Source organism: Arthrobacter sp. K4-10C, assembly GCF_059090085.1.
Genome location: NZ_JBNHFI010000001.1, coordinates 179,368 through 192,269, shown reverse-complemented (window position 1 = coordinate 192,269; position 12,902 = coordinate 179,368). Strand labels below are relative to the sequence as shown.

Here is a 12,902-nt window from a genome sequence, read left to right as displayed (position 1 = left end):
AATAGGCTGACTGCATGCCCCCTTCTCTGCACCCCGCCGAAGTGCCTCCCAAGCGCGAGCCATTGAGGCGGCTGGCCCTTCGTCCGTATGCCCGGGCAGTAGCCCAGGTCCTCCGGGTCAGCTTCCGCGCCTCCCCGGGTGCGGTGGTCATGAAGGTGCTCGGCTCGCTCATCTCGGCCGTGCTTCCGCTGGTCACCACCTACTTCGCGGCCCTGACCACTACCGCGCTGGCGGCTGCCTACTCAGGCGACGCAGGGGCGGGTCAACTCGCCATTGTCTATGTCATCATCACCGCGGCGCTGGGTCTTTTCTGGGGCGCGTTCAGCAGCGTGGACCGGTACATCCAACAGCTCATGAGCTTCAAGGTGGGAGCCATCGTTGGCGACCAGATGTATGAGCGCTTCCTTGCCCTCGAGTTCTGGCGTTACGACGACAAGGAAACCGTAGACCTGTACGACCGCGCCAAAAGGTTCTCCGACTCCTACGCCAGGGTGCTGGACCGGATCGCCGCGATCTTCACCCAGCTCGTTTCGGTCATCCTCGCCGTGGGTGCGCTGCTGCTGGTCAGCTGGTGGATCGCTGTGATTGTCCTGGTGGCTATCGTGCCCAGCGTGTACCTGCAGTTCAAGCTGTCCCGAGAGCAAATTGCCCACTGGAATACGCAGGTGGATTCCCGGCGGCAGCGCCGGATGATCGAACAAAACCTGCTCCGGCCCCAACATATTGCCGAGATGCGGCTGTACGGCATCGTGGGCTTCCTGATGGACTTCCGGTCCCGGCTCAGGGACGCTGACGAGCGCCGCCGTCTTGATTTCCAGCGGCGCTACATTCCCAAGCAACTCGCCGCTGATGCCCTCCAATACGGCGCGGAAGTGGTCTCGCTGATCTGGGTGGTGGGGCAGATCATCGCCCGTGCGCAGCCCGTGGGTCAGTTCCTCTATGTGCAGCAGATAGTCAGCCGGGCACTGTCCACGGCCAACAACCTGGTGTCCTCCCTCAGCTCCATCGACGAGGACCTGGCCAACCTCAAGGACTACGAACTGTTTATGGCCCTGCCCGTCCACTCCGAGCATGCGCCGCCCCTGCTTGTCGCGCCCCGGGAAGTCGAACTCAAGGACATCCGCTTCACCTACACCGGCAGCGACATCGAAGTCATCCGGGGCATCAGCATGACCATCCGCGAAGGCCAGCACATCGCGGTTGTGGGGGAGAATGGCGCCGGGAAGTCCACACTGATCCGCATCCTCGCCGGGCTCTACCCCCCTGACTCCGGGCAGGTACTGCTCGACGGCGTCGACCTCGCCGGAGTCGACGTCACCTCCTGGCACCGCCACCTGGCGGTGCTGAGCCAGGAGTTCCTCAAGTATGAGTTCGCCACCGCCGCCGAAAACATCTACTTCGGTGACGTCGAAAGTCCCCGCGACGACGCGCGGATCCGCCGTGCCGCAGCTGACGCCGAGGCGCTGGACTTCATCAACAAGCTGCCCAACGGGCTGGACAACCACGTCAGCAACTGGATGGAGGACCCGCGAGGCCGCAAGGGCAGTGGCCTGTCCGGCGGGCAGTGGCAGCGGCTTGCCATGGCCAGGAACTTCTACCGCGACGCCTCCTTCATGGTGATGGACGAGCCCACCTCCGCCATCGATGCCCTCGCCGAGCACCGGATCTTTACCAGGCTCTTCGCGGACCGCAGCAGCACCATCATCGCCATCAGCCACCGGCTGGCCACCATCGAGAAGGCGGACATCGTCTACATGCTCGAGGACGGCCGCATCGTGGAGCAGGGAACGCACCGCGAACTGGTGGCCCTGCGGGGCCGCTATTTCCGGATGTTCGAATCGCAGCTCAGCGTGGAGGAAGCCGAAGGAATCTAGGATCAAGGACAACACGGCCGCTGGGATAACCTAGTGCAGTGACTTATGAGATAGAGATCGGCCGTGGCAAGCGTGGGCGTCGTGCCTACTCCCTGGATGACATTGCAATCGTCCCCAACCGTCGTACCCGCGACCCCAAGGATGTCTCCGTCTCCTGGCAGATCGACGCCTACCAGTTCAGCATGCCCGTCATCGCTGCCCCCATGGATTCGGCCATGTCACCGGCCACCGCGATTGCCCTGGGCAAGCTCGGCGGCCTCGGCGTGCTGGACCTGGAAGGCCTCTGGACCCGTTATGAAGACCCGCAGCCCATCCTGGACGAGATTGGCGGACTGCAAAGCGAAGCCAACAGCCCGGCCGTCACCCGGCGGATGCAGGAGCTGTACAAGGCCCCCATCCAGCCCGAACTGATCACGTCCCGCCTCGCCGAGATGCGCGAGGCCGGCGTCACGGTTGCCGGTTCCCTTACCCCGCAGCGGACGCAGGAACACTACAAGACGGTGGTCGCGGCCGGCGTGGACATCTTCGTGATCCGCGGCACCACGGTTTCCGCCGAGCACGTGTCCAAGGACCACGAGCCGCTGAACCTCAAGCAGTTCATCTATGAACTGGACGTCCCGGTCATCGTGGGCGGAGCAGCCGGCTACACCCCCGCGCTGCACCTCATGCGCACAGGCGCTGCCGGCGTGCTGGTGGGCTTCGGCGGCGGTGCCACCACCACAACCCGCCGGGCCCTGGGCATCCATTCGCCCATGGCCTCCGCCATTTCCGACGTTGCCGCAGCGCGCCGGGACTACATGGACGAGTCCGGCGGCCGGTACGTGCACGTGATTGCCGACGGCGGCATGGGAGCCTCGGGCGACATCGTCAAGGCTATTGCCATGGGAGCCGACGCCGTCATGCTGGGCAGCGCGCTTGCGCGCGCCGAGGAGGCGCCCGGAAAGGGCTGGCACTGGGGCCAGGAAGCCCACCACCTGGAACTCCCGCGTGGCGATCGCGCCAACGTCGGCACCGTCGGCCCGCTCGAGGAAGTCCTGTTCGGCCCGGGGCACCACACCAACGGGACGTCCAACCTCATCGGCGCCCTCCGCCGCTCCATGGCGACCACCGGCTATTCGGACCTGAAGGAATTCCAGCGCGTCGACGTCGTCGTTTCGCCCTACGCAGGAAACTAGGCGTCCTGGCTGGCCGGGGGCCGCTCCGTCCCCCGCCCAGCCTGCCCAACCGTCCCGCCAGCAAGTAGTGTGGTTTTACTACCGGCACTAGAGGCAGCGGAGGCGTTCAATGAAGACTGATCCGGCACACAACGGGGCCCTTGGCCCACAAGCCAGGGAAGCATCCATCCAGCGGCTGCGGGCCTCCTCGGAACCTGGCCGGGAACTGGACATCCTGATTGTTGGCGGCGGCATCGTTGGAACGGGAGCAGCCCTTGACGCCGTCACGCGCGGGCTGACTGTCGGCATCGTTGAGGCCAGCGACTGGGCAGCGGGCACATCCTCCCGGTCCTCCAAGCTCATCCATGGCGGCCTGCGCTACCTCGAGATGCTCGATTTCGGGCTGGTGAAGGAAGCCCTGCAGGAACGCGGGCTGCTGCTCTCAGAGCTGGCACCCCACCTGGCCCGCCCGGTGCCCTTCCTTTACCCGCTCACCAAACCCTTCATCGAGCGGCCGTACGTGGGGGCAGGCATCGCGCTGTACGACGCCATGTCCATCTCCAGCGGGCACAGCCGCGGAGTGCCCTTCCACAAACACCTGTCCCGCCGGGGCACGCTGCGCGCCGCGCCGAGCCTCAAGAACGATGCCTTCGTTGGCTCCATCCGCTACTACGACGGCCAGGTGGATGACGCCAAATACGTGGCCAACCTTGTACGGACCGCCGCGTACTACGGTGCCCACGCCGTGAACCAGATGGCAGTAGTGGACTTCCTCCGCGAAGGCGAACGCGTTGTCGGCGCCAAGGTGGTGAACCACGAGGACGGAAGCCGCTTCAACATCCGCGCCAAACAGGTCATCAACGCCACGGGGGTCTGGACCGACGAGACGCAGGCGATGGTGACCGAACGCGGCCAGCTCAAGGTCCGGGCGTCCAAGGGCATCCACCTGGTGGTGCCGCGCGACCGGTTCCAGTCAACCGTGGGGCTGATCCTGCGCACCGAAAAATCGGTGCTGTTCGTCATACCCTGGGGACGGCACTGGATCATCGGCACCACGGACACCGACTGGAACCTGGACAAGGCCCACCCCGCCGCGTCCAGCAAGGACATCGATTACATCCTCGAGCACGTGAACCGGGTCCTCAAGCGGCCGCTGACTCGGGAGGACGTGGAAGGCGTGTACGCCGGGCTGCGGCCCCTGCTCGCCGGCGAGAACGACTCCACCGCCAAGCTGTCCCGTGAACACGTGGTGGCGCACCCCGTCCCCGGCCTCGTCGTTGTGGCCGGCGGAAAGTGGACCACCTATCGGGTCATGGCCAAAGATGCTGTGGATGAGGCCACCCGCACCATGGATGAGCGGGTTCCGCCAAGCTGCACGGAAACCATCCCGCTGCTCGGGGCCAACGGTTTCCGGGCCGCGTGGAACCGGCGGAACCGGACCGCCGAGGAATCAGGCGTGCACGTGGCCCGGATCGAACACCTGCTCAACCGGTACGGGTCCCTGACGCCGGAGGTGCTGGCGATCATCGAAGGGAACCCGGCCCTGGCTGAACCGATTCCGGGAGCTGACGACTACCTCCAGGCCGAGGCCGTCTACGCTGCCACCCACGAGGGGGCCCGGCACGTCAACGACGTGCTGACCAGGAGGACCCGGATCTCCATTGAGGCCTGGGACCGCGGTGTGTCCGCCGTCCCGGTTGTCGCTAAACTGATGGGTGACGTCCTTGGCTGGAGCGACGCGCAGCGCGAAAATGAGGTGCGGCACTACATCGCGCGCGTGGAGGCCGAACGCCTCAGCCAGCAACAGCCGGACGACGAATCCGCAGACGCCGCCCGCCTGGGCGTGGAAGACATCGTGCCCTTGCGCTGAGGGGCCGGTGCCCCGTACTGCCGACTGAAGGGAAACGCCTTGGCGGAAGCACTTGACCGGTATGATGCCGACCTCACCACCCCCGAGATGGTGATCCTGGAACTGGAGGCATCGGACAAGGCCGACGCCGCCACCCAGCTCGCCGAACGGCTGCACGCCGCGGGGCGTGTCTCGGACCTGGAAGGCTTCCTCGAGCACGTCAACGCCCGTGAACACCAGCTGGCCACCGGACTCCCGGGCGGAATCGGACTGCCGCACGCGCGCAGCGAGTTCGTTTCCCGGACCTCGATTGCCGTGGGTATCGCCAAGTACGGCCATGCCCTGGACTTCGGTGCCGTGGACGGGCCTGCCAGCGTGATCCTTCTCATCGCCACCCCGGCAAGCTCCTTCTCCGACCACCTCGAAGTCCTCGCAACCCTGGCCCGGTCCCTGTCCAAGGAATCGTTCCGCGAATCGCTGCGCCGTGCCTACGACGCCGAGGTCATCGCCGAGTTGATAAATTCCAGCCTGGTGTTCTTCGACCACTGACCCGGCCCGGGCGGACCCGGGTCCGCGTCCGCGTTAGTTGTTCTACAAAGGTACGAAGTACGGTTAAGACGTGTGGAAAACTGCCCTTAAACCCCGATGGATCGCAGGCTTTGTCTTTGCGATCGCCATTTCCGGGGTGTTCGTGCTGCTCAGCCAGTGGCAGTTCGGGCGTTCCACGCAGCCCGAGGCCCCGGTCAACCCCGCCACAGAGCAGGTTCGGCCGCTGACCGAAACCCTTCAGCCGGGCGAGTTCTTCCACGGCAGTGACGCCGACCAGATGGTCAGTGCCCAGGGCACCTACGACCCGGACAAGCAGGTCCTGGTCCCGGGCCGGTTGCACGACGGGAAAACCGGCTACTGGGTGGTTTCCGCCTTCGCCGTCGAAGGAGCCCCCGCACTGACAGGTGCCGCTGCCTCGCCGCAAACCTGGATTCCGGTGGCCCGCGGATGGGTGGCCGACCCCGCGGACGCGGCAGCACCGCCGTCGGGCCTTATCGCATTGACCGGGCGGCTCCTGCCGTCCGAAGCCCCCCTCGCCAACACCGCGCCGCAGCCGGGCCAAGCCACCGCCGTCTCCGTGGCGGAGCTCATCAACTACTGGGAGGTCAGCAGCTACCCTGGCTTCGTTGCCGCCACCGCCGAGGTGGCCGGAGGAGTGGATGTCAGCCCCGCCGCCGTCCCCGGCAGGCTGTTGCCCCTGGAGATCGGTCCGCAGCCGCCCGGGCAGCAAATCAACTGGCTCAACCTCTTCTACTCCCTGGAATGGGTGGTCTTCGCCGGGTTTGCCCTCTTCATCTGGTGGCGGCTGGTCAAGGACGACTACCACCGGGACCTCGAGGAAAGCCTCGAGGCAGAACACGATGCCGCAACCCCGGCGCCTGAACAGCAATCCGAACCGAACCAGCAAAGGGTACAGCCATGATTGAACCGAAACCGGCCACTCCCGCCGCAGGCGGGAACACAGGCAGCAGGAGCCCTGGCAAGAAGCGGCGCTTCGGCGGTACCGAGAAGCAGATCCGCTCGGCCCTGAAGTTCTACAAAGTGCTGGCCTACCTCACCGGCGGGATGCTGCTCCTGCTCTGCGCCGAGCTGGTGGCCCGGTACGGCTTCGGTCAGTACCTGTTCGCCGGCGGCACCAACGCGGTCACGGGGCAGCCCTTCGGATTCGGGTTCGCCGACGCGGAGCCGCCGGGGGTGCTCAACGGTGTCAACCTGTCCGTCGCCGTCCTCATCGTGCACGGCTGGATGTACGTGGTGTACCTGATGTCAAACTTCCGGCTGTGGGCGCTCATGCGCTGGCCCTTCCTCAAGCTGGTCCTGCTGGCTCTTGGCGGTGTGGTTCCGTTCCTGTCCTTCATCGTGGAGAAGAAGTTCCACGCCGAAGTCGAGGCTGAACTCGCGGCCAACCCGCAGGCACCGCAGCGGTACTAGCCGCAGCGGTACCGGAGGCCCGGCGCCCAGGCGGCCGCCGGCGTCGAACGTCTGCTCCGTCACAGCGCAGCTTCTCAAGGTGCGCCGGTGCAACGGCGCAAAGTAGGCTATTACGGTGACTACTCCCACTGCATCCCAGACTTCCCAGAAGCCGGTGCTGGTAGTTGACTACGGTGCCCAGTACGCGCAGCTGATTGCACGCCGCGTCCGGGAAGCAAACGTGTATTCGGAAGTGGTTCCGCATACCTACTCCACCGAGCAGCTCCTCGCCAAGAATCCGGCCGCCATCATCCTTTCCGGCGGACCGTCCAGCGTCTACGCTGACGGCGCCCCGAGCGTGGGCGCCGACCTGTTCGAGGCAGGTGTTCCGGTCTTCGGCATCTGCTACGGCTTCCAGGCCATGGCCAACGCCCTCGGCGGCAAGGTGGACAAGACCGGGCTGCGGGAGTACGGCTCCACGGAAACCACCATCCTCGGCGAGGGGCGCTCCGTCCTGGAAGGCATGCCCCAGCACCAGAAGACGTGGATGAGCCACGGCGACTCCGTGCACCGGGCGCCGGAGGGCTTTGAGGTCCTGGCGACGACGGCGGGCGCCGAAGTGGCTGCCTTCGCCAACGAGGAAAGGGGCCTCTTCGGCGTGCAGTGGCACCCCGAGGTCAAGCACTCCGCCTACGGCCAGCAGGTGCTTGAGAACTTCCTGTTCAACTGCGCCAAGATCGAGGCGAACTGGACCACCGGCAACATTGTCGAGGAACAGGTGGAGCGCATCCGCCAGCAGGTGGGCGACGCCCGCGTTATCTGCGGCCTCTCCGGCGGCGTGGATTCGGCCGTCGCCGCTGCCCTGGTCCAGCGCGCCGTGGGCGACCAGCTCACCTGTGTCTTCGTTGACCACGGCCTGCTCCGCGAAGGCGAAGCCGAGCAGGTGGAGCGTGACTTTGTTGCGGCCACCGGCGTGAAGCTCTATGTCGCCAACGAACAGGAACGCTTCCTGTCTGCCCTCGCCGGCGTCAGCGATCCCGAGACCAAGCGCAAGATCATCGGCCGCGAATTCATCCGTGCCTTTGAGGAAGCCGAACTGGCCATCATCGCCGAGGCCGCCGCGCATGGCGAGAAAATCAAGTTCCTGGTCCAGGGCACCCTGTACCCGGACGTCGTCGAGTCCGGCGGCGGCGAAGGTGCGGCGAACATCAAGAGCCACCACAACGTGGGCGGACTTCCCGAGGACCTGCAGTTCGAGCTCGTCGAACCGCTGCGCGCCCTCTTCAAGGACGAGGTCCGCGCGGTCGGCGCCCAGCTGGGGCTGCCGCAGGAGATCGTGGGACGCCAGCCGTTCCCCGGTCCCGGCCTGGGTATCCGGATCGTCGGGGAAGTCACGAAGGAACGCCTGGACCTGCTGCGCAAGGCGGACGCCATCGCCCGCGCCGAACTCACCGCAGCCGGCCTGGACAACGAAGTTTGGCAGATGCCGGTGGTCCTGCTGGCCGACGTCCGCAGCGTTGGCGTCATGGGTGACGGCCGTACCTACGGCCACCCCATCGTGCTCCGCCCGGTCTCCTCGGAGGATGCCATGACGGCCGACTGGTCGCGGCTTCCGTACGACCTCCTGGCCCGGATCTCGAACCGGATCACGAACGAGGTGGACGGCGTAAACCGGGTGGTGCTGGACGTCACCAGCAAGCCGCCGGGAACCATCGAGTGGGAATAGCATCCTGAGTGGCCGGCCTCCGTCAAAGGAGGCCGGCCGCTTCTGTTTCGAGGATGAATCTCCGCAGTTTCGGGGACTCCGGTGTTGCGGTCTCTCGAGTCCGGCGCCGAAGCGGCTACGCTCGAACCTATGCCGGTATGGTCCAGGGCGTCACGTGCAAGCGCAGAAAAGAAGGCAGTAGTGTCAGTTGGTCAAGGCCACCCGGAAGGCTCGGAGGAGCTTCGTAAATGGCTGTCCGGGCTCAAACCCGTCACGGGTGCAGACACGATGCTGCGCTTCACGAAGACCCCCGAAGGCTCCATTGACCTGACCCACGCCCACCCGTCCGGCCTGGCCCAGCTCATGGCCGGGCGCCGCACACGCCTGTCCACCCTGATCCGGGACCGGCAGCAGTACGTGGTTGCGGCACGGGCCTCGCGCAACATCAGATCCAAGATTTTCGAACTCGCCAACGACCGCGGCATCGACGCCGGCTACTTGTCCGCAGGCACCGTGGTGTGGACGTCCGCCGTCGGCGGCAAGCCGCAGCGCATATCGGCGCCCGTCATGCTCACCGCCATTTCCCTGACAGTTCGCCCGGGGGAGGACGACTACGAGCTCCAGCTGACCGAACAGGCGCATATCAACCCGGCACTGGTGCGCCACCTGAAAAACATCCACGGCATCGTCTTCGACGTCAACGCCGTCACGCGCCTTGCCTACAGCACCGCCCGCTTCGACCCCCAGCCGGTGCTGGACCGCCTGGGCACCCTGATCCGTCCCATCCACGGCGCTGAAGCCCAGCACAACCTCCTCGTGTCAACCTTCGCGGACCTGTCAGGCAACCTCGATGACCCGTGGATCAACGACAGCAACCCGATTGTGTCCGCCCTGGCCACCGCAGCCGGGGGAGAAGTAGTGGACGTCGAGGAGCCGGATCCTTCCCGTTTCCCGCCGCTGGACAGCAGGCACCCCAAGGACGAACTGCTCCTGCTCGATGCGGACACGGACCAGCAGTACGTTATCGACGCCGCCCGCGCCGGCGACTCCCTGGTGGTCAGCAGCCCGCCAGGCACCGGGCAGACGCAGACGGCGATCAACACCATCGGCGCCCTGGTGGATGCCGGGAAGACCGTCCTGGTGGTTGGGGACCGCCGCGCCAGCCTCAACGAGGTGTCCGGCCAGCTGGAGTCGCTTGGCCTCGAGTCAATCCTGTTCCAGCTGTCAGGGAACGTGACGGCCCAGCAGCTGAAGGGCCAGCTGGTCCGGGCCATCGTCCGCAACGAAAAGTCGCTGGAACCGCAGCTCGGAAACCTCCATAACACCCTGACCGAGCACCGCCACGCCCTGATGGACCACGTGGCGTCGCTGCACAATGTCCGCCAGCGCTGGGGTTGTTCGCCCTACCAGGCCATGCAGTCACTGGCCGAACTGACTTCCATCCATCCGGCACCCGCCACGACCGTGCGGCTTAAGCGGAGCGTCCTGGACAGCATCCGCGACCGCGACGAACTCGCCGGAAGGCTCCGCAGGGCGGCGGAACTTGGCAGCTTCAGCAAGGCCGCCACCACCAGCCCGTGGCACGGCGCCCGGCTCCTCACCCGCAAGGAAACCGAGGAGGCCCAGGAACTTGTCCGATCGGTGGCGAAGAGCCTGCCGGCCTTGCGGGAGCGTATGAACGCGGTTGCCGAGCACGCCGAGATCCGCCTGGGGAAATCCTTCGCTGAGTGGGGCGAGCAGCTGGAGCTGCTGGTGGCCGTGCGCGGCAGCCTGGATAAGTTCACCCCGGACATCTTCGACAGGCCGGTGACGGACCTCATCTCCGCCACCGCCCCCTCTGCCTGGCGGCGGGAGCGCGGCATCGAAATGACCTCCATGCAGCGGTCCCGGCTGCGCAGGGTGGCCAAGGAGTATGTCCGGCCAGGAGTCCACATCGCCGATCTGCACAGCTCACTGGTGCTTGTCCAGGAACAGCGTGCCCTCTGGGCCGGCTACGCCACCACCCAGCGGCACCCGGCCGTTCCCTCCGGACTCGCCGAGATGAACGCCATGTACCGGGAGCTGGACAGCCAGCTCAGCCAGCTGGGCGAGGCCCTCAAGCACACCGAGGCCGGCGGAGCGCTCTCCACAGTGCGGTACGAGGAACTCATGGAACGCCTTGAGCGGCTGGTGGCGGACACCGACACGCTCAAGACCCTGCCGGAACGCACCCTCCTGGTGGAGAACATGCGCGAGCACGGGCTGGGGGAGCTTCTGGCCGACCTGGCCGAGCGGGAGGTGCCTGCAGGCTCCGTCGCAGCCGAGTTGGAACTGGCATGGTGGCAGTCGGCCCTTGAAGCGATGATCAGCGGCGACGACTACCTGGCCATGTCCGACGGCGACGCACTCCGGCAGCTGGAAGCCGAATACCGGCTGGCCGACAATGCACACATCGCCAGCGGCGCCGCGCGGCTCCGCTGGGACCTTGCCGAGCGCTGGCGCACCGCTATCGCGGACCATCCCCGCCAGGCAGACCTCCTCCGCAGCCTGCTCAAGGACGGCCGGGTGTCGCTTCCGGCGCTGACCGCGCAGGCCCCGGACCTGATCGGCACCCTGGTTCCGGTCTGGTCCGTCAGCCCCTACCTCATGACCGGCCTGCTGCCAGCAGAACAGCACTTCGACGCGGTGGTCATCCTCGACGCCGAAGCCACGTCGCTGCAGGCGGTGCTGCCGTCCATCGCCCGCGCCCGCCAGGTCATAGCCTTCGGCGACGCCCGCATTGCGAGCCCCCGCACCTTCACTGTTGGTGTGGAACGCCTGGCTCCCGGTGAATCCGCGCACCAGCGGGTTGAGAGCGGGTTCACCGCACTGTCCGCCGTGCTGCCGGTGTGGCGGCTGAATTTCGTCTACCGTGCGGTGGACGAGGACCTGGTCCTGCAGCTGAGCAAGAACTTTTACGACGGCGGTCTCCGCCGGTTGCCGGAAGGCCAGTCTGCCACGGGCCTGGACCGGTCCCTGCTGGTCGAATACCTGCCCGACGGGACCGGGCTTCCGAGCGCCGACCACGAAGGCGTTGAATCCGTGGTGGCCGAGGTCAACCGGGTGGTGGAGCTGGTCTTCGAGCACGCGCGGATGCGTCCCCGCACCTCGCTGGCCGTGGTGACCGCGAGCCTTCGGCACGCTGCCCGCATCGGTGAGTCCATCCGGCTCCAACTGCCCAACCATCCGGGCCTGGCCGGGTTCTTCGGCGCCGGCCCGGAGTCCTTCCGGGTTGTGGACCTGGAACGTGCCCAGGGCCTGGTGCGCGACCATGTCATCTTCTCGCCGGGCTTCGGCCGGACACCGCACGGGCGCGCCCTGCACAGCTTCGGACCGCTCTCTGCCGAGGGAGGCCGGGAGAAGTTTGCCCTGGCCATGACCCGTGCCCGGCGCTCGATGCACGTGCTGACGTGCTTCCGGCCCGAGGACCTGGACCACACCCGGCTGACGCACGGGGCCGTGGATCTCTACGCACTGCTGGACCGTGAAATTTCGGGCAACACCGATCTTGGCACGCCCGCGTCCCGCGCCGCCGCCAGCGAACAGGCACTCGGTGCCGATCCGCTCGTTGCGGACCTGGGTGACCGGCTCCGTGCACGCGGGGCACGGGTCTGGCACCAGTATGACGGCGCGATTGACGTGGTGGCTGCCGCCGACCCGCTCAGCACCATGGGCCAGGACGATGCCGACCTGCCCTGGCCGGTGGCCATCGAGTCCGACGGCACCGAACAGTACCGCACCATGAGTGTCCGCGAACGGAGCCGGCTGCGGCCCCAGATGCTGGAGCGGCTGGGTTGGCGGTACATGCCGCTGTGGACCATCGAGGTGTTTACCGATCCGTCCGCCTGCGCAGACCGGATCGCCAAGTACCTCGGCCTGGAAAAGGTTGTACTCCCGGGGCGTGCTGCGACGTCCACCGGCTTCCTTGACGACGACGTCGATCAGGCGCTGAATGATATCGATGCCGCTGCGGAGCCCGCCCCGGCATCGAACGTCACTAATTTCCCCGGCCCGGCTTCCGGACGGCGCGCCGGCCACGTCCCCGCACGACGTGCGGGCCATCAGGCCGCGGCTGCCCGGGACGGACAGGACAGCAAGGAGGCGGGCCAGGTGGCCAGCGAAGAAGAGCAAAACAGCACTGAGAGTGAACTGCCGGCGCCGGAAGCCCGGGGGATTGCGGACACTGCAGCCGCCCCGGCCCCCCGTGCGGGGCACAAGCCTGCCGGGGGCATCCTGCCCACGACGGCTTCCGAAGATGATCCGCGCGCTTGGGGCGACAAGGATAATGACCATGATGCCTGGCTGAAGGAACAGAAACCGCCGCACTGGGGTTAGTCCTCCTG

Annotated in this window: 8 protein-coding genes; all 8 read left to right on the top strand. The window is 66.6% G+C overall.

Annotated elements, in window-relative coordinates:
- Window positions 1–14 precede the first annotated feature (14 nt).
- The 8 genes from AC5RUU_RS00840 (at window position 15) to AC5RUU_RS00805 (ending at window position 12,894) form a co-directional block, all read left to right on the top strand.
- Window positions 15–1,874 (top strand): ABC transporter ATP-binding protein, encoded by a 1,860-nt coding sequence (locus AC5RUU_RS00840; RefSeq protein WP_493973341.1) that lies wholly within the window; start codon window positions 15–17, stop codon window positions 1,872–1,874.
- Between the two features lie 38 nt (window positions 1,875–1,912).
- On the top strand, window positions 1,913–3,049 hold the full coding sequence (locus tag AC5RUU_RS00835; protein ID WP_493973340.1) for a GuaB3 family IMP dehydrogenase-related protein: 1,137 nt from the start codon (window positions 1,913–1,915) through the stop codon (window positions 3,047–3,049).
- A gap of 109 nt (window positions 3,050–3,158) precedes the next feature.
- Entirely contained in the window at window positions 3,159–4,898 is a 1,740-nt protein-coding gene (locus AC5RUU_RS00830; protein WP_493973339.1) for a glycerol-3-phosphate dehydrogenase/oxidase, read from the top strand.
- Window positions 4,899–4,937: 39 nt separating this feature from the next.
- A complete protein-coding gene (locus AC5RUU_RS00825) occupies window positions 4,938–5,426 on the top strand; it encodes a PTS sugar transporter subunit IIA (protein WP_493973338.1) in 489 nt (162 codons plus the stop codon).
- Between the two features lie 70 nt (window positions 5,427–5,496).
- Window positions 5,497–6,348, top strand: coding sequence for an SURF1 family protein (locus AC5RUU_RS00820; protein ID WP_493973337.1), 852 nt, complete (start codon window positions 5,497–5,499; stop codon window positions 6,346–6,348).
- Window positions 6,345–6,857 (top strand): DUF3817 domain-containing protein, encoded by a 513-nt coding sequence (locus tag AC5RUU_RS00815; RefSeq protein ID WP_493973336.1) that lies wholly within the window; start codon window positions 6,345–6,347, stop codon window positions 6,855–6,857. Before AC5RUU_RS00820 ends, AC5RUU_RS00815 begins: the two co-directional genes overlap by 4 nt.
- A gap of 115 nt (window positions 6,858–6,972) precedes the next feature.
- Window positions 6,973–8,562 carry a glutamine-hydrolyzing GMP synthase gene (guaA, locus tag AC5RUU_RS00810; RefSeq protein ID WP_493973335.1) on the top strand — a complete coding sequence of 530 codons (1,590 nt, stop codon included), beginning with the start codon at window positions 6,973–6,975 and terminating at the stop codon, window positions 8,560–8,562.
- A 129-nt stretch (window positions 8,563–8,691) separates the two neighbouring features.
- Window positions 8,692–12,894, top strand: coding sequence for an AAA family ATPase (locus AC5RUU_RS00805; RefSeq protein WP_493973334.1), 4,203 nt, complete (start codon window positions 8,692–8,694; stop codon window positions 12,892–12,894).
- Window positions 12,895–12,902 lie beyond the last annotated feature (8 nt).